This is a genomic window from Vagococcus teuberi (assembly GCF_001870205.1).
Classification (GTDB): domain Bacteria; phylum Bacillota; class Bacilli; order Lactobacillales; family Vagococcaceae; genus Vagococcus; species Vagococcus teuberi.
Map to the genome: position 1 here is coordinate 1,088,548 of NZ_CP017267.1, position 18,615 is coordinate 1,107,162.

The following is an 18,615-nucleotide window of genomic DNA, read 5'->3' on the forward strand; positions in this document are numbered from 1 at the left end:
GGAGTGAGTACAAATGACCTACACCAATCTTACACCAGATGAACTTGTTATGATAGAGGCTTATGCGAAAGCCCATCAATCAGTTACGAAAACAGCTCAGATGTTGAAACGTTCAAGACAAACAATCTATACTGTTTACGCTTATTTGAAGGATGGACATACTGCATTGGAATACTACCAAAATTACAAGAAAAACAAGGCAAAATGTGGGAGGCGTTCCATCGTTTTACCAGCAGAACAGGTAGGATACATTCGAAAAAAAGTTGTTCAAGGGTGGACTCCGGATGTGATTATTGGTTGAGGGGAGTTTCCTATTGGGTGTTCTGTCCGTACCCTTTATAGAATGTTTAAAATGGGTATATTTGATTGTTCTGATTTACCGATGAAAGGGAAGCGAAAACCCAATGGACATCAAGAAAAGCGCGGTAAACACGCATTTAGACGCTCCATTCATGAACGTTCGAATGACTATACTTCTTTTGAAGAAGAGTTTGGTCACCTTGAAGGTGACACTATCGTAGGACAAAAACATAAAAGTGCCGTTATTACCTTAGTTGAACGATTATCTAAAGTAATCATCACTCTTCAGTCAGAAGGCAGACGAGCTATAGATATTGAAAATCGTTTGAACCAATGGATGCAATCTGTACCTAAGCATCTATTCAAATCAATGACTTTTGATTGTGGAAAGGAATTTTCAAATTGGAAATCAATCAGTAATATCAATGATATTGATATCTATTTTGCAGATCCTGGTACACCATCACAAAGAGGGTTAAATGAAAACTCTAATGGTTTATTACGTAAAGATGGTTTACCAAAGCAAATGGATTTCAACGAAGTTGATGAATCTTTTATTCAATCTATTGCATCGAAAAGAAATAATATCACTCGAAAATCATTAAACTATAAAACCCCAATAAAAGTATTCTTGAGTCACATATGCAAAGAGGACTTGTCTAACTTAATTTGACAATTAATATAATAAAAGAATTCATTATAAACATAACAACATGAAAATAGACTAGGTACTAAATTTTCATGAATAATTATTTTTCAATTTGGTTTACATAATATATATTAAACGAAGTTGTTTTTAAGAGATTTAAATACTTAAAAGTGATTAACGTATCAATGAAACTTACTTTAAATCATTTGACACACATGAATTTAGTTATAACTTATTATTGATTCATTGATATGTGTTTCTATGACCAATCTAAATTCTTTAACCCAGTTACATATATAGACTATCATAACTAAAATATTCGCTACAAAAGTTTTAATTTATTCAAACTTAGACAAATCATTAATCAACTAATAATTTAAGTTTAGACAATGCATATTTATAAATAAATTTACCAGTTCAGTTTAATTATTTTATGAACTGGCTTGATAACATCATTACTTGAATATACTAAGACTTTCTTTTTACCTTTCTTGAAAGTATTATCTTTCCGGAAAACTAGACCTAATCAATAAAATAACAAAATAAATTATATTTTATTGACATTTTTTCGTAAAAAGTATATTATAAATACAAACATATGTTTGGAGGTTTAGTTATGTCACAAGAAAAAAATATTACACGATTGGAATATGAATTGAACTCTCTCCCCTTTTTTATTCAAGAATATATTGAAAAAAAGCGGATTGTGCCCTATTCTGTCACTACTTTATATGAATACGCAAAAGAATACCGACGTTTCTTTGAATGGTTAAAACAAGAAGCTATTATTTCAAACGATCTCTCTTCTATCTCGTTACAAGATTTACGGAATTTAACAGATCGTGACGTTGAATTATATAAAGGATTTTTGTTAGCCTCTCCTCGTTTAGGTACGACGGCTGACGGCCAATTAAGAAGTCACGTCAGTATTCAACGTTCGATTACCGCATTAAAGTCACTATTTCATTTTTTAGCAACACAGACTGCTGATGAAAATGGTGCGACTTACTTATCTCATAATATTATGGATAAAGTTGATAATGTTAAAACTGGTCGAACCCTTCAAGATCGGTCACGATCGATTGAAAATAAACTGTTTATTGGTGATGAGTCGCTAGATTTTATCGAATTTATTGATTCTACCTATGAAAAAACGCTACAAAGTCATCAAGCTAAAAGTGCGTTTTATCGTAATAAAGACCGTGATATTGCGATTATCGCCTTATTCCTAGGAACTGGTATGCGTCTTTCTGAATTAGTGAATATGAAAGTATCTGATTTAGATGTTTTAAATATGGAAGCCACCGTGATTCGAAAAGGTGGTTTCAAAGATACAACTATGATTTCATCTATTTTTATGCCGTATATCACACAATACTTAGATAATAGAGAAAAATTATATCATCCTGAAAGCAGTGAAAAAAGTCTGTTTTTATCGTTTTACCGAGGAGCAGCTCAACGAATTGATCAATCTACGGTAGAAAAACTGGTTGGAAAATACAGTAGTGTCTTTAAAACCCGTGTGACACCACATAAACTAAGACACACTGTCGGCACACAACTCTACAAAAAAACCAATAGTTTACTAACTGTTTCCCATCAGCTAGGACAAACAGGAACAAGTGCCACAGCTATTTATACGCATATCGTTGATGAGGAAAAACGTGAAGCCATCAATGATTTATGGATGAACTAATCCTAAGCCATTCAATCTAAATGAATGGCTTTTATTTTTTATTTATAAAAAATTCGTCTATTTATTATATATGTTTGCTATACTTAGTTTTATGAAGTTATTAGTATAAAGGAGTTTTAATATGTCCAACAAAAAATATGAAATTGAAGTACCTGCCTCTTTACTCGATTCTATAAAGGGAGCAGATGATGTAATTCAAATTAGACGCGAATCGAATAAAATAATTATTGAAAAACCAACTAACTATAAGAATAACGAATCTTTGTCATTACGGTACTTTATTTACCCGTCGATTGTTATGACAGCCATTTTTTTCTTATCCGTTATGACGAGAAAAATGTCACAAGTTCCACTTACAGGCAATTTTTCGATAGCCAGTCACTTGATTTATCTTGGATTGATTAGTGGCATGTGCTCATTTACTTATTTTTTCATAAAAGGCAAAAAAAATCCTAAAAATAAATCAACACAAGATATTTACTGGCGTAATGTACCGACCATTATCTTTTCCTTTACCGTCACACTTGCGTTATTATTATCAGCGTTCTTTTGGATGATTAGTAAGTTGTTTGTCGGGGCAAGTTTTGATGTGTTAACAGCAGGTGCCGTGTTTTTCTTTTTTTCCTGTGTGATTAACTATTACATGATTTATTCAGCTAATATTTTTACTTCATCAATGATTGTCTCCCTACTTATCTCTGTTATTATGGGTGGTGTATTCTTTGCAATGCTAACTAACAGTCAGAGTAAGTGGTGGCAATACAATTTTAGCTATCTTGGAACACATGATGTCGTCCGTAGTTGGCCGTTTAACCTAACGCTAATACTCGCTTCACTTCTCATGATTGCTTTAGTCGATTATTTGTTTGTTAGCCTCAACAATCATGGCTACAAAGGAAAAGGTATCACAACTTTACGTATTCTAATGACGCTTCTATCGATTTCGCTTGGTGGAGTTGGGTTCTTCCCTAACAATAAAGGTATGTGGCACGAGATGCACAATAGAGCCGCTAACTTGATGGTCCTAATTATTATTATTTTGATTATTGGGATTAAATGGTTGCTGCCAAAAGTAACCAAAGAGTTTTTAATTGTTTCCTATGCAATAGCAATTTGTTTAGTTCTCTCAAATTTTTTATTTGAGACAATTGGTTATCTATCACTCACCGTATTTGAGATTATTGCGTTTGGTTTAGCGTTTAGTTGGATACTTTTACTACTACAACAAATCAATCGTCTAACGTCCTACGATGATGATGTTATTTTGATTAATTTAAAAGATATAACACAAAAAGAAGTGGAGAAATAAATCCTCACTTCTTTTTTATTGATTTTTTTTAAATGTTTGATAATAGTCATTCAACAAATCAAGTATTTGTAGACCAATTTGTTGGTAATCTTTTGTTGGTAAGTTGGCTTCAGATACTCTCAAATCACCAGGATCAGCACCAAATCCAACCCCATCCATCAATACAATCCCATTTTTTTGAGCGAGATTGACAAGGAAATCAATTTGTTCATAGTGTTCCATCAAATAGTTTTTAAAATCTGTGCCATATCTTTCCTCAGCTAAGTGATAGATGTTAATCATTGAATAATACTTCGCATTTTTTTCGCTCTCATCTTTTTGATAGTTTAGTGCAGCATGAAGGTTTTCATAGCGTTCATTCACGAGTTTTTTTGATGCTTCTATATATGAATCTTCCTCATTTTTCACAACCAAATGAGTTAAACTAAATAAGGCTTCCATTATTTGAGATGGTGTAGACAAACCAGCAATATGATATAGCCCGATTGAACGACTATCAGCCACCATGCGATTGATAAAACTCATTTCTTGAGTATCCATCACTACTAAATTATAGCGTTTATTTAGTTGGTCGTGTTCTTCATCAGATAAATTAGCAATTAGTTTATCAAATACGTTTTCTTTGTTTAATGCAATCACACCTAATCTCCACCCAGTTGCCCCAAATAGTTTAGAATAAGAGTAAACCAGCAATGTGTTAAACGGGCAAACAGAATACACCGTTTGAAAGTCATCTACAAAAGTACCATACACATCATCTGTAATAATCATCAAGTCTGGATTATTCTCAACTGCTTTTTTAATCTCTGCTAAACTGGTATCATTTAGTGCTTTGGAACCTGGATTACTTGGATTGACTAAGAAGAATGCTTTTAATTCAGGATCATTTAACTTTTGGATCGTGTCGGCATCTATTTCCCAGTTATTCTCTTCTTTTGAAGATAAATCCACTTCTACTAGTTCATAGTCATTTAAAACAGGGATTTGAAGATACGGCGTAAAAATGGGTGTGTTAATCGCAATTTTATCTCCAGGACGAATTAATTTATTTTCTCTTAATGATTGAAATGTGTAAACAATCGCGGCACTTCCTCCTTCAGTTGGAAAAAGAGTTGTATCATTAGCTAAATCAACCCCATTGTACAAAACACTTTGTAGATAGTGATTTAAAATAACTTCTGTATTGTTTAAAACGCGATTTGGCGAAGGATAGAGATTGCCAAGTACACCATCTACAAATTCTTTCACTACCTCATCAAGGGTTAATGATAAATCATTCTTCAGATAGTCTAAACACGTCATCAAAAAGGCATCGGTTTCGTTATTATTAGGATTTAAGAAAGAGATAAAACGATTAGAAATACCATCAAGCTCGGTGTAACCAACTAGATCGCCATCAGAAATCGTTCTTTCTGATTCTTCTATCCCGAATTCTAACAGTCTAGAAAAGGCTAAACGTGCTTTTCTATTTATCCAATTTGGGTTTCCTCGTCCTGCATTTAAATAAGGATTGCCTTTAGTATTTTCTTTTGCGAGTTCTACCATTTTTTCACTAATTTCAAACGCACCAATTTTTTCTATTTTCTTTTCGTCTGTTTTGTTTATCATGTTATCTCCTCCAGTGATTAACTCATTCATTTATTAATGTTTGTTATTATATCACTATCAATAGTTAAAACTAGTTACTATCCAAATGATTCGATAAAAGGTCAATTCATTCATAAAATCATCACAGATAAATAGCAATAAAATAAGACTAATTAGAAAATAAATTCTAACTAGTCTTATTGGTTAACATAATAAAATTATCGTTATTCGTTTATTGTACGTTCTGCAATGGTGAAATCTCCCGCATAAGCAACATCTTCTCCTGCAATTTTTTGATAAAGATCTCTACCTTTACCTGCGATAATAACAGTATCTTGACTTGTCGCCATACTTAGGGCTTTTTTTATAGCTGTTTCACGGTCAAGTTCGATGTGTTGCTCAACTGAGTCGTTTACAATATAGCGACTAATTTCTTTTGCAATGTCATGTGGGTGTTCATTTCCCGGGTCATCAGACGTTAAAATGGCAACATCAGTGTAATCATTTAACACTTCGCCAAAGTCCTTTCTTCGTGAAATAGCCTTATCTCCCGTACTCCCTATCACCGTAATAATTCGTCCATCGTGATGCTCTTGTTTTGCAAAGCTAAGTAAATTAGTTAAGCTCACCTTATTATGAGCATAGTCAATATAGACTTTTGATCCATTTTTCTGTATTAATTGTTCCATTCTTCCAGGTACCGTCGCTTTTTTTAGTCCTTTTTGGCACGTTTCAATTGGAACATCTAATAATCTTGCAGCTATAATACTTGCCAAAGCATTGTCTTTATTGAAATCTCCCATTAAACCAAGTTCATAAGTAGCACACAGGTTCAATGAATCTTGATTACTTTTTACCTCAAAACTTGTTGATGTACTACCTTTTTCCCAATGATAATTAGCTTGCTTATTAGTAGCACTGTACGTCACTGTTGGAATTTGACTATTCTGTGCTTCTTCCAAAATTAGTTGGACATTTCTCGTATCTAAATTCACGATAAATTGTTTTGAATGATGAATCAACTGACGTTTACAATAGTAATAATCGTCAAATGTTGGGTGTTCGATTGGACTAATATGATCAGGTGAAATATTTAGAAAAATCCCAATATCAAACGTAAGTTGGTACACTCTATTCAATTTATATGCTTGAGATGAGACTTCCATTACTAAGTGTGTCATACCGTTAGTCACTGCTTCATTCATCATACGATACAAATCTAATGACTCAGGAGTCGTTAAGTGGGATTTGAAATACGTTTTACCGTCTAATGTTGAGTTCATCGTAGAAAACATGGCTGTCTTTTGATTATTGTATTCATCTAACATGTATTTTAAAAAGTAAGCAGACGTTGTTTTACCTTTTGTTCCGGTGAAGGCGACAAGTTTGAGTTTACTTTGTGGGTAATCATAGAATGCCATACTTAAAATGGCCATTGCTTTACGAATATCGGTTACAATAATTCCTAAATGTGCGTCAACGTCAAATGGTATTTCGGATACATATATCTGCAATCCTTCAGTTAAAGCAGACATAAGGTATTCTTCTTTAAAGCTTGCCCCTTTACAAAAAAATAACGTCTCACTTGTCACGTTTCGTGAGTCATAGGATAAATGGGTTAATGTTTTATTTTCTATAGGCAAATCATAATGCCAGCTGTTTTCATGTGTAAATTCTTTTAATAATTTATTTTCTTTTAATAATTGTTCAATCTGTTGCAATGATATTGTCAAAAAAACCACGCCTTACTAATATAATTTAGTGCTATTATATCATAAAATGTCAAGAATCAAGTTACTAAGCCTATTTAAATTAAACAATCATTTTTTTATGGTATGTTTTTATAACTTTGTTCAAAGGGAACACTTACTTATATCCGTTTCTATGGACTATATGGTATAGTTAGTATAAGTAAGTTGTTTTTTAATGATAAAAACAGTTATTTGGAGGAATCATTATGAAATCTATTAAATTATTTGTTGTGCTTCTTTTTGCGAGTGTTGCCTTAGTTGCCTGCATGCCTCATTCTTTTCAACAAGAGTTGACCAAACACGATTGGGTATTGATTACGGAGTCTGAAGAGCAACTGCCTCCTTTGAATGTGAGATTTGATCATGATAAATTAATCTCAACAATTGATACAAAGGCCTTTAATAAAAAAGACAAAGACTATGTTGGCGATGAATTGTATAATAAATTTGCTAAACAATTATCAAACAATACAGAACAAGTTTCACGTTATTCAATTGAAGATGACGAAATCACGTTAAAAACAGATCAACTTGATATTAGTGGGATTTTTAAAATGGAACGAGATGGAAAAGATATTATTTTAACCCCAATCGACAGTGTTGATAATACAGATGTGATTATCAAACTAACCCCAAAAAAATAATTTAAAAAAAGTTAGTTAAGGTCTTAGATGACTTTAACTAACTTTTTTAGTGGTTCTACGCCGAAATGTTTGGCTTGATAAAGTAAAATCTCGGCACAAGCTAAACTATCATCCAAAGCATTATGATGGTTATCTAACGTAATACCTAATTTGTCACTGACAGTATTTAATTTATGATTGTCAAATTCTGGAAAAAGTTTTCGACTTGTTCTTACCGTACATAATGACAAATAATGAGGTTGCTCCAATCCGTAATAATCAAGACAACCTTTTAAAATAGCACAATCAAAACTAGCATTATGTGCCACAATCAAACGATTTTCTTTAAAATATGGCTTAATCCGCTCCCAAACTTCTGGAAATTTTGGTGCATTCATCACATCTTCAGGATGGATGCCATGTACTTGAATGTTCTTCCAATGAAAATTTGTCTCAGGTTGAATAAGCGAGTAATAACTCCCTACGATTTCATCATTTTTCACCATAACAAGAGCAATGGAGCAGGCACTATGTTTTTGAAAATTCGCTGTTTCAAAGTCAAACGCAATAAAATTCATATATAAAAGACTCCTTATCAGTTAGAATAAATATAAGATATATTATACAGTATTTAGTATTTTTTCGTACTGATTACGCTAATATAAGAAACGATTATTTTTTATGTTAAAAAGATCGGATTATTTACTTAGTTTTTCAGTTATTTTATTCGGGCAATTATTCTTTATACCTCCAAGAAATACACTATTTCAAATCGTTGATGGCACACTAAATTAGAGACATAAAAAAGCGAACAAGTTGTTCGCTTTTTTCATAGATTAAAGAACGTTAATAAATCCGGTAAATCAAGTTGACTTTTTTCTTCTTTATTAAAGTCTTTTTTTATTTGACCAGAATCAAGGACGATAAGTCGATTTCCAAAGTTCAACGCGTCCTCCATACGATGGGTAATCATTAAACAAGTTAATTCATTTTCTTCAATCGTTTTCTCGGTTAATGCCATTAGTTGTTTACTCGTTTTAGGATCAAGTGCAGCAGTATGTTCATCCAGTAGTAACAAGTCAGGCTTTTGAATCGTTGCCATAAGTAAACTCAATGCCTGTCTTTGTCCTCCTGATAGGTTACCAGTTGGGGTGTCGAGATGATTTTCTAGTCCATTACCAATTTTTTGGCATTGCTCAAAGAAAAACTCTTTTTGTTGATTAAGCTGTCTCTTTTTTAACCCTCTCTTCTTGCCACGTAATTCTGCTAATAATAGATTTTCAGCAACCGTCATTCTTGGTGCTGTGCCAAGTTTTGGGTCTTGAAAAACACGTGCGATATATTTCGCTCGGTATTCTTCACTTTTCGTTGTCACGTCTTCTTCATTTAGCAGAACACTTCCACTTGTTAACGTCAATTGTCCTGATATTGCATTAAACAAAGTCGATTTTCCTGCGCCATTTCCACCTAAAATCGTAACAAAATCTCTAGGAGACACGCTAAAATTAAGATTGTCCATAATATGTCGTCCACTAGAAATCGTTTTGACGCCATTTTTTATTTCAAGTGCTTTAGTCATTTGTCGCCCCTCCTTTTTTATTACCAAATTTTCGACTTAACTCTGGAATGATTAAACAAATTCCAAGAATCACAGAAGAATAGAATTTCAAGTATGTGGTATCAAAACTTAGTTTGATAACAGCTAGTATGAGTAACTGATAAATGATACTCCCAACAACAATTGCGATGAAACGCTCTATCATGGTCAATTCACCAAATAGTAATTCTCCTAAAATAATTGATGCTAATCCTATGACAATCACACCAATCCCTTTATTAATATCAGCATAGCCATCACTTTGTGCAATCAGAGCACCGGATAGACCAATCAGTCCATTAGACACGACTAAACCTAAAATTTTCATTTTATCGGTGTGAATACCAAGGGACTTTGCCATCACTTCATTATCTCCTGTGGCGATATATGCTTGTCCTAAGTCAGTATTCAAGAAACCAAGTAAACAGGCAATGACAATCGCAATAATAATCAGACCGATTAAAACCACATCAAAGTTTGCAGGTAAATTAGCAAAACTTAATAGAGAAAACAGTTTTGGTTGATTTAGTAAAGATAGATTAGGTGATTTCATAACAAACAACATCACAGAGTTCAATGCACTCATGACTAGTATTCCCGATAAAATCACTGGAATTTTTCCTTTTGTATAAAGTAACCCTGTCGTAAGTCCAGCTAACATGCCACCAATCATTCCTAAAAGTGTTGCGACAATTGGTGACACACCATTCGTAATGGCAGTCACACAAATTGCCCCACCTAGAGGAAAACTTCCTTCTGTTGTTAAATCCGGAAAGTCTAAAATTCGATAAGTTAAATAAATGCCTAATCCTAATACTGACCATAATATGCCTTGTCCTATAGTTGATACAATCATTTTTTTGCCTCCTCTTTTATTGTCTTAGGTATGGTGATACCCAATTTCTGTGCTTTTTCTTCATTGATTACCAAATCTCCTGTTTGAAATGTATATATCGGTGTATCACTTGGAGATTTTTTCTTAGTAATAACGTCTACCACCATTTTGGCTGTCTGAACACCTAAATCGTATTGATTGATGCCGATTGTGGCAATACCTCCTTCTTCAACCATCGTATCGACCGATGGAAATATTGGAATATTTGCTTCATCTGCTATAGAGACAATTGTTTGGAAGCCATTTGCAATGGTATTGTCAGTTGGTGTGTAGATGGCATCTACTTCTCCTGTCATAACGTGAGTCATTTGAGAGATTTCATTTGTCGAAGGAACAGCATACGTTTTAACCGTAAGTCCCTCTTTTTGGGCGACTGTTTTAAAACGATCCACTTGCGATTGTGAATTATCTTCTGCTGATGAGTAAATCACCCCAATAGTTTTCAGTGTTGGCAATAATTCTTTCATCAATTTAACTTGAGCTTCAACTGGCGACTGATCACTGACTCCAGTGATATTTCCTCCAGGATGATTATTATCTTTCACTAATCCAGCAGCTTTGGGATCACTAATGGCTCCCAGAATGATTGGAATATCTGTTGTTTGGTTTGCTAATGCTTGTGCTGCAGGAGTAGCAATGCCAACAAGAGCATCGGGCTTTTTACTAATTAATTGTTGGCTCATACTAGAGAGTTTACTTTGATCTGCTTGTCCATTTTGAAAATCAATATGGATTGTTTCCTTATCTTTATACCCTTCTCTTTCTAATTCTTCGACAAATCCTTTATATATCAAATCAAGAGATGGGTGGCTGACAAATTGTAATACACCAATAGTTGGTACTTTTTGAGGTTGTTTCGTTAATCCTGTTTTACTTTTATCAAACCCTGTTATAAAAGAGATGAATAGTATTCCTGAAATGATTGCTACTGCATACTTTAATCGTTTGTTTGTCATCGTCATATCCTCCTAAAAATAAAAAGACGATAAACCGTTTTGTCTATTAAAACAACGGTTTATCGTCTTTGTTTAGTCACAAAAAAACCGCATAGATAGGGTGTCTATGCGGTAGAATATCTGTTATCCCTAAGCATAGATACTTCTTTAGAAAAATTTCTAAAAGTTGTATCTATACCAAAAAATGTATACATACAACTATCTACGCCAAGTTTGCCATGTCGAAATAATTAAATGATGTGATTGTCTGTTTATTTGTCGTTTCATGGCAATTTCCTCATTTCGTTTTTAATTTGTTATAATAATAACTCGTTACTCATTTCATGTCAATCATTTATTCAAAAATAATTTCTTTGGTCTTTTTTTTCTTTTTATCACTTGATGATGAACTTGATAAGGTTTCATCAATTTTTTTTGCAACTTTAATGCGTTTAGGTTCTTTGCGTGCTATGCTTGGCTGAATGATAGCAACTAATTTCTCATCCAACGTTTGTAACCCACCCTTTAGGTCATTAAACGAATATCGTCCTTTTTCTTTGCCGTTTTCCATCACGATAAACGTATTTTTTGCAGTTAGTTTATATTTTGCTTCAATATCAGAAAAATTATAGATAGGTTGGATATAATCAATTTTCCAATTAACAGTTTCAAGTGGTTCATGTTTATCTAATAAAGTTTCAACCTGATTCAAACTAGGATTTTGTTTTGTATCTATTACTGCCACAATATGAGGCTCTTTATCGGAAAATACGCTGCTGATATCTGTTTCTTGAATTGGTTTTACCTGCTTATTATTCGATTTCAATTCTGAAATAGCATGTAACTGCTTCTCTCTAATGGATGGCCTAACAGCTGACACAAACACAGACATTACTAAAAAGACTATCGTCACCGAGCATATGATGATGACAAAGTGTTTGTTTGTTTTGATCATATCTAACCAATTCACTTTTTTTAGGGAATGAAAAAGTTGCTTTAATCGCTCTTTAAGTTCCGTCATTTACTCCCCACCTTATGTATGCTAGACACATTATAACGTAAAACTATGTCTTTGAGAATACCACATCACCATATTAAACAAATTGATTACAGTTTTTGACTACTAATTTTACCTGCGATGGTTTATAATATATAGGTTAATATCATTATTTAAAATAATAAGGAGCGATTTCTTTTGACCAGTAATGAAAAAAAATGTCCAAATTGTGGTCATATCTTTAAACCAGGAGAAACTTATTGTCCAAACTGTGATTTGTTTGTTCCATTTGATGAGCAAAAAAATCTATCAAATGATACAATTACTAATTCAAACGAACCAGCTAGCTATAAAAATGACACACCTTCTGAGCCAAGTCCTTCTATTCCAACCTTTAAGCATCGTAACCGTACTAGTGTAGAAGAGACACCTGCGACTGAAGAAGAAATAGTTGAAAAGCAAAGTGAAATGGAAGAGGCAACTGAAAAGCCAATCATTGAGGAGCATAGCGAAATAGAAACTATTTCCCCTGTAGAAGTCGAAACTTTCGAGGAAATTGATGAGCCTGTTGAAGAACAACCACAAACAAGAGTGACTGACTCATCTACTCCACCGAGTAATGAATCACCTAAAAAGAATAACAAAAGTAAAATTTTAGTTGGTATCATTGTTCTATTGATTGTATTTGGTGGTGGCTATGTTTATAACTCACAAAAGAAACAAAATGAATTAGAAACCACATTAAAATTAACAACGAGTGCCGAAGATGCCATTCAGAACTTGTATATGAAAAATCAAGGTGAGGTATTTTTGAAAAAGGGAATTTCTCAATCAGACATCACCTCAGCTGAAGATAAAGTAAAAGAACTAAAAGGCACAGAACAATATGATAAATTAAACGAGCGTATGCAACAGGTAGTTAAAACATTTACTCGTTTAACAGCGATCAATGAAGCATTTAAAAAACCTGTGATTGAAGGCAATCAATTAATCAATGATGCGTATGTCAAAGATGATACTAAATTAACTTTAGAGGCCATTGATCCTGAAGAAAATGGTTTTGACAAACTTTACAATGAAGCCATCAAAGATGCAACAGAGCAAAAAGCAGCGATTAAAACCTTTAAAACAACACTTGAAAAACTCTATCGTGACGATAAAGTTGTGAGTGAACCAAGTAAACAAGTTTATAATGATGCAGTGAAACAACTTGCAGATATTAAAGACCCTGAATTAAAAGCTGAATTCCAAAAAATTCTTGATGATGTAAGTAAAGTCATTGATGAGCAAGAGAAAAAAGCTGAAGCAGCACGTAAAGAGGAAGAAGAAAAACAAGCAGCAGCTGAAAAAAATACACAACAATCACAAAATAATAACAACACCAACACAGCACAGAATGGTAGCTCATTCACTCCTTCTACTAATGGTGGACGTTGGGGTACTAGACAAGACGCTACAATTGACTTATCAGATCCTGCATGGGCATGGAATCCTGGTGTTCAAGAAAAAGTCATTTCAGAAGTCATTAAACGTGGTTATGTTGTAGACGGTGGTTATACACTTGTTCCGAAATTTATCGAAAACGGTGTTGGTTTCTATGATCTTTATGCCACAAAAAATTCGAAACTATTCCCAAATAGTAAACCTGAAGAATTTCCAATTTACGTTGTCACAATTAACGATAAAACAGGTTGGTTTAAAGGAAACGGACCAAATTAAAAACAAGGAGAAATAACAGATTGATTGTTGTTTCTCCTTATTTATTTCTACTTTAAAAAGGAGGTTTTACCATGTCATTTGACGGTATTTTCACCCACTTGATGGTAAACGAATTATCAAATACATTAACCAATGGACGTTTGTCAAAGGTCCATCAACCATATGATAATGAATTGATGTTAGTTTTTAGAAACAACTCAAAAAATCACACGCTTTTATTATCTGCTAATCCAAATTATGCTCGTATTCAACTAACGAATATCAAGTATAAAAATCCTGCTACCCCGCCCAACTTCTGTATGACGCTTAGAAAGTATCTTGAGGGAAGTCTTTTACAAGAAATCAAACAAACTAATAATGACCGTATCATTTCGTTTTCTTTTGAAAGTCGCAATGATTTAGGTGACTTAGAAAGTATTGTGTTAATTGTTGAATTAATGGGCCGACATAGTAACATCATTTTATTAAATAAAGACACACACAAAATCATTGATACAATCAAACATGTAGGAATGAGCCAAAATAGCTATCGTCTTCTTTTACCAGGTGCTGATTACATCACACCACCACTAAAAGACACACAAAACCCTTGGACAGTTGACAAGGAGGCTTTGTTTAAAGAATTAAACAGTTTAGCCGAGCTATCACCACAAGCCATTCAACAGCAATTTGAAGGATTTTCTAAAGATACAGCAAATGAATTAGTTTACCGCCTAAAACATGAAGATACAGATAAAGTAGCGACTTGGACTAACTTCTTCAATGAAATGACCAATCAGTTACATCCAACTATTGGATTGATTAAGGAGAAAGAACGCTTTACTCCTATCCCCTATCAAACCTTTGATGAAGAATTATCACAGTTTGATACACTTAGTGACATGCTAGATGCTTTTTATGAAGGCAAAGCCGAGAAAGATCGGGTAAAACAACAAGCTGGTGAACTAATCAAAAAAGTGACAAACGATATTAATAAATTAAAAAAGAAAACCAAAATTCTAGAAAAACAACTTGTGGATGCTGATAATGCAGAGATTTATCGTGTTAAAGGAGAGCTTCTCACGACATTCTTACATGAAGTAAAACGTGGCGCTACAAGTGTTGAGCTACCAAATTACTATGATAATGATGAACCAATTAAAATTAGTTTAAATGAAGCCCTTACACCAAACCAAAATGCACAAAAATATTTCCAACGTTATCAAAAACTGAAAAATGGTGTGGCTGTAGTTAAAGAGCAACTAAATATTACAAAATATGAACTACTCTATTTAGAATCAGTATTAGCCCAATTAGATATCGCATCACCGAGCGATGTGCAACTGATTAGGGAAGAATTAATTGCTGAGAAATACATCAAAGTAAAAAACAAAGATAAGAAAAAACAAAAAAACAAACCATCGAAACCTCTTCAATTTGTTTCTAGTGATGGGGACACCATTTTTGTTGGAAAAAATAATATCCAAAATGACCAACTCACTTTAAAAACCGCTAATAAAAATGATATTTGGTTACATACTAAAGATATCCCTGGTTCTCATGTCATTATTAAAAATAGTAATCCTAGTGATCAAACGCTTTTAGAAGCTGCCTTGCTTGCAGCGTATTATTCAACATACCGTTTATCAGCATCAGTCCCTGTTGATTATGTTGCAGTGAAACACGTTAAAAAACCAAATGGTGCCAAACCTGGCTTTGTCATTTATGAGAATCAAAAAACATTGTTTGTCACGCCCGAACTAAGTGAAATTAAAAAGATAAAGGAGTGTTGATATATGTTACGTTTTAGAACTGTTTTACTTGGGATTGTTGGAATTGGGCTATTAGTGTTTGCTCTCTCATATTTTGTTTATCGATTTATCTTTAAAAAAGATCTTAAAAATATGAAAATAAACATCTTGATGATACTACTAGCTGTTATTGGCGGCACTCTTTTTTATAGTCCTGCTAAGCAATATATTCAATTAAAAAAAGGAACCATCGACCATAGTAATGTCGTGACATATAATGGACAAAAGATAAGAACAGAAGCCAATGCGACTGAACGTCTTACTTTACCTTCTGTTTATGGAAGTATTGAAGCTACACACCCTTCTGTTGTAGCACTTGATAAACCGTTAGATGGATACAAATACTGGATGGCTGTAACACCTTATCCAAAAGGAAAAGCCATTTACGAAAATCCACATGTATTTAAGTCAAACGATTTAGTTTCATGGATTCCAAATGAAGCAAACCCACTAGATGAACCAAAAAGCGAAAAATTTAACGATAATAATACACCGATGCAGTATGATTCTGATACGCATATTATTTATAATAAAAAAAGAATCAATTAGAGGTATTTTGGCGCTATGTTGATGATATCAATAAGAAATCAATCATTTACAAACGAACATCGGTGGATGGAAAAAATTGGACACCTAAAGACATAGTCTTTGATGGAACAAAACCAGGTGAAGACTGGGTATCACCTGTATTTATTAAAAATGATAAGGGGTATAAAGTATGGTATGTTGCCCATGGATACAAAATTTGGACTAGAGATAGCCAAGATGGAAAGAAATGGAGCAATCCTATAGAAGTCAAGGTTCCCTACGAAGAAAAAAATATGCATCATTGGCATTTAGATGTCCAAAAAACTGATTTAGGCTATGAGATGGTGGTTGTTGGGTTTAAATCAAATGGTGAATACAAATTATCTGATCGACATGTAATGAATGTGTATTATTCAAAATCAGAAGATAATAAAAAGTGGGACACTCTTAAACCCATTATCTTCCCTTCTGGTAAACGAGTTGGATTTGATGGAAAAGGGTTATATCGTAGCGCTATGTTGAAAGAAGGAAAAGATTATTATATCTTTTATAGTGGCATTGGGTATGATGATACTCGTGGTGTCGGTGTATCAACTGGAACAGATATCAATCACTTGAAAGGATTAAATCTATCTGATTACCAAGGAAAAATTAAATTAGATAACAAAACCGAGTAGTTTTTCTACTCGGTTTTAATACGCTTTTTCGTCCGCTTGTACTTTTCTTTATGTCCATCATACTCAATTTGTAAACTTAACAATTCAGAATAAACCCAGTCCATTGATTTGCTTGTAGCAAGTGATAACGAATAAATAAATGATACAGGGAGCGATTCGATACGTCGTTCTCTACTCACCCATGTGGCAATAGTTGATTGTGGGTATTGAAATTGTTCGCAAAATTCTAGTACAGTATAGTTTAAATGCTTAATAATAAATATATTGATAGGGTGAGGATAAACAAAAGTATTGGTAGTCATGGTGGGAAAACTCCTTTTTATTTTAATCTCATTTGCGATAATAGTTATCTCTTTGTTATATTATAATAAAAAACGACTAATTATCCTAATAATAATTAGTCGTTTGCTCTATAAATATTGATTTATCTGCAAAATAAATTCTTCTTTACCATAAAATGACTTATCCAAAAGCTCTGGAAAGATTTCTTCAAAAAAGTAAGTCACAGACGGGCGATGTTTATATTCTTGTATCGTTTGAACGGCTTCTAAAAACATTTCTTTATAAACCATTTCAGGATTATTTTTCACAATCTCTTCAAATGACTCATACAGTAAGTCAACTTTGTCAGCAATGGATAAAATCTCACCTTCGACAGTGTCGTCTTTGCCTTCAAATAATCGCCTGCGATAAATGTCTTGAAACTCTTCTGGAATTTCTTGTGAGATGAACTCATCCGTCATTTTCTCTTCAACAGTTTGCAACATGCCTCTTAACTCTTTATTGGCATATTTTACAGGTGTCTTAATATCACCGATAAATCGCTCAGTATAGTCATGATTTAATGCTTTTTCATAAAGACTTTTCCAATCAATCTCTACTCCATGATGCTCTTCAATATCTCCTAAAACTTGTGCAATAGACGTAACACGATATGAATGAGCCGCTACTGTATGCTCTGTAAATTTAAAAAAACCAGGTGCACGCGTAATAGTTTCCAAATTATTAAGACCTAAAATAAAATCATTTAACCCCATCATGTCACCTACTCTCAATATTATTTATTTTTTCTGATTTTTTCTTTTGCTTTAATTAATTCAAGCAAGTAAAGCGTTAAAGTCAATGTTAAAATAGCAATCGTTAATAATAACGTTTGCCCTCCATTATTATGAACCACAAGTAATTGTCTTAGAATCGCAGTAATACTAATTAAAACAAGGTATTTTATCGGAACATTGTGTGCGTCTTCAATGTATTTAAGCGTCATGATAATAAACTCAAATAACATAAAGAAACCAAGGATATAATCAGCAATTGTGTCTATAGACCCCATCTTGTTTTGGATAAAAATTAATTTAAAGATATTAACTAAATCTAGTCCCATATATATTAAAATGAGTATAGCTAAAATAGAAAGAAAGACATTCATCACAATACTAAGAAGCATTTTTAATTTTTCTTCCATAAACCCTCCTAAATCAAATAGTATATCTATTAAATAATAAAGTTTCTAATATTGCAACTATTAAACTTTATAAAAAAACCTACGATTTGAATCGCAG

General features: G+C 33.1%; 17 protein-coding genes and 1 pseudogene. 8 read left to right on the forward strand and 10 right to left on the reverse strand.

The window, feature by feature from the left end; genetic code table 11:
* Positions 1–13 precede the first annotated feature (13 nt).
* From BHY08_RS05225 to BHY08_RS05235, 3 genes and pseudogenes are all read left to right on the forward strand, one after another.
* Positions 14–973, forward strand: a pseudogene (locus BHY08_RS05225) (IS30 family transposase).
* A 592-nt stretch (positions 974–1,565) separates the two neighbouring features.
* Positions 1,566–2,645: a tyrosine recombinase XerS gene (gene xerS / locus BHY08_RS05230; protein WP_071456871.1), complete on the forward strand. Its 1,080-nt coding sequence runs from the start codon at positions 1,566–1,568 to the stop codon at positions 2,643–2,645.
* 121 nt (positions 2,646–2,766) lie between these two features.
* On the forward strand, positions 2,767–3,954 hold the full coding sequence (locus BHY08_RS05235; protein WP_071456872.1) for a DUF998 domain-containing protein: 1,188 nt from the start codon (positions 2,767–2,769) through the stop codon (positions 3,952–3,954).
* 15 nt (positions 3,955–3,969) lie between these two features.
* Here BHY08_RS05235 and BHY08_RS05240 read toward each other — a convergent pair whose 3' ends face one another.
* Positions 3,970–5,562: a bifunctional aspartate transaminase/aspartate 4-decarboxylase gene (locus BHY08_RS05240; RefSeq protein ID WP_071456873.1), complete on the reverse strand. Its 1,593-nt coding sequence runs from the start codon at positions 5,560–5,562 to the stop codon at positions 3,970–3,972.
* 203 nt (positions 5,563–5,765) lie between these two features.
* Positions 5,766–7,274: a UDP-N-acetylmuramoyl-L-alanyl-D-glutamate--L-lysine ligase gene (locus BHY08_RS05245; protein WP_071456874.1), complete on the reverse strand. Its 1,509-nt coding sequence runs from the start codon at positions 7,272–7,274 to the stop codon at positions 5,766–5,768.
* A 224-nt stretch (positions 7,275–7,498) separates the two neighbouring features.
* On the opposite strand from BHY08_RS05245, the gene BHY08_RS05250 reads away from it, so the two are divergent.
* Positions 7,499–7,936 (forward strand): hypothetical protein, encoded by a 438-nt coding sequence (locus tag BHY08_RS05250; protein WP_071456875.1) that lies wholly within the window; start codon positions 7,499–7,501, stop codon positions 7,934–7,936.
* 23 nt (positions 7,937–7,959) lie between these two features.
* Here BHY08_RS05250 and BHY08_RS05255 read toward each other — a convergent pair whose 3' ends face one another.
* The 5 genes from BHY08_RS05255 to BHY08_RS05275 form a co-directional block, all read right to left on the reverse strand.
* Positions 7,960–8,493: a 3'-5' exonuclease gene (locus BHY08_RS05255; RefSeq protein ID WP_071456876.1), complete on the reverse strand. Its 534-nt coding sequence runs from the start codon at positions 8,491–8,493 to the stop codon at positions 7,960–7,962.
* 251 nt (positions 8,494–8,744) lie between these two features.
* On the reverse strand, positions 8,745–9,494 hold the full coding sequence (locus tag BHY08_RS05260) for an ABC transporter ATP-binding protein (protein ID WP_071456877.1): 750 nt from the start codon (positions 9,492–9,494) through the stop codon (positions 8,745–8,747).
* Positions 9,487–10,368 carry an ABC transporter permease gene (locus BHY08_RS05265; RefSeq protein ID WP_071456878.1) on the reverse strand — a complete coding sequence of 294 codons (882 nt, stop codon included), beginning with the start codon at positions 10,366–10,368 and terminating at the stop codon, positions 9,487–9,489. The genes BHY08_RS05260 and BHY08_RS05265 overlap by 8 nt, the downstream gene beginning before the upstream one ends.
* Positions 10,365–11,363, reverse strand: a complete 999-nt coding sequence (trpX, locus tag BHY08_RS05270) for a tryptophan ABC transporter substrate-binding protein (protein ID WP_071456879.1) — start codon at positions 11,361–11,363, stop codon at positions 10,365–10,367. The genes BHY08_RS05265 and trpX overlap by 4 nt, the downstream gene beginning before the upstream one ends.
* A gap of 334 nt (positions 11,364–11,697) precedes the next feature.
* A complete protein-coding gene (locus BHY08_RS05275) occupies positions 11,698–12,363 on the reverse strand; it encodes a hypothetical protein (protein ID WP_071456880.1) in 666 nt (221 codons plus the stop codon).
* A gap of 174 nt (positions 12,364–12,537) precedes the next feature.
* On the opposite strand from BHY08_RS05275, the gene BHY08_RS05280 reads away from it, so the two are divergent.
* The 4 genes from BHY08_RS05280 (at position 12,538) to BHY08_RS05295 (ending at position 17,053) form a co-directional block, all read left to right on the forward strand.
* Entirely contained in the window at positions 12,538–14,058 is a 1,521-nt protein-coding gene (locus tag BHY08_RS05280) for a cell division site-positioning protein MapZ family protein (RefSeq protein WP_071456881.1), read from the forward strand.
* A 71-nt stretch (positions 14,059–14,129) separates the two neighbouring features.
* Positions 14,130–15,830: an NFACT RNA binding domain-containing protein gene (locus tag BHY08_RS05285; protein WP_071456882.1), complete on the forward strand. Its 1,701-nt coding sequence runs from the start codon at positions 14,130–14,132 to the stop codon at positions 15,828–15,830.
* A 3-nt stretch (positions 15,831–15,833) separates the two neighbouring features.
* Positions 15,834–16,397 (forward strand): hypothetical protein, encoded by a 564-nt coding sequence (locus BHY08_RS05290; protein ID WP_071456883.1) that lies wholly within the window; start codon positions 15,834–15,836, stop codon positions 16,395–16,397.
* A gap of 62 nt (positions 16,398–16,459) precedes the next feature.
* Positions 16,460–17,053 carry a hypothetical protein gene (locus tag BHY08_RS05295; RefSeq protein WP_071456884.1) on the forward strand — a complete coding sequence of 198 codons (594 nt, stop codon included), beginning with the start codon at positions 16,460–16,462 and terminating at the stop codon, positions 17,051–17,053.
* A gap of 5 nt (positions 17,054–17,058) precedes the next feature.
* Here BHY08_RS05295 and BHY08_RS05300 read toward each other — a convergent pair whose 3' ends face one another.
* From BHY08_RS05300 to BHY08_RS05310, 3 genes are all read right to left on the reverse strand, one after another.
* Positions 17,059–17,355 (reverse strand): type III secretion system protein PrgN, encoded by a 297-nt coding sequence (locus tag BHY08_RS05300; RefSeq protein WP_071456885.1) that lies wholly within the window; start codon positions 17,353–17,355, stop codon positions 17,059–17,061.
* Positions 17,356–17,463: 108 nt separating this feature from the next.
* The gene (locus BHY08_RS05305; RefSeq protein WP_071456886.1) at positions 17,464–18,090 is read right to left on the reverse strand and encodes a YfbR-like 5'-deoxynucleotidase; all 627 of its coding nucleotides are present in this window, start codon (positions 18,088–18,090) and stop codon (positions 17,464–17,466) included.
* 20 nt (positions 18,091–18,110) lie between these two features.
* Positions 18,111–18,518: a phosphate-starvation-inducible PsiE family protein gene (locus BHY08_RS05310; protein ID WP_071456887.1), complete on the reverse strand. Its 408-nt coding sequence runs from the start codon at positions 18,516–18,518 to the stop codon at positions 18,111–18,113.
* Positions 18,519–18,615 lie beyond the last annotated feature (97 nt).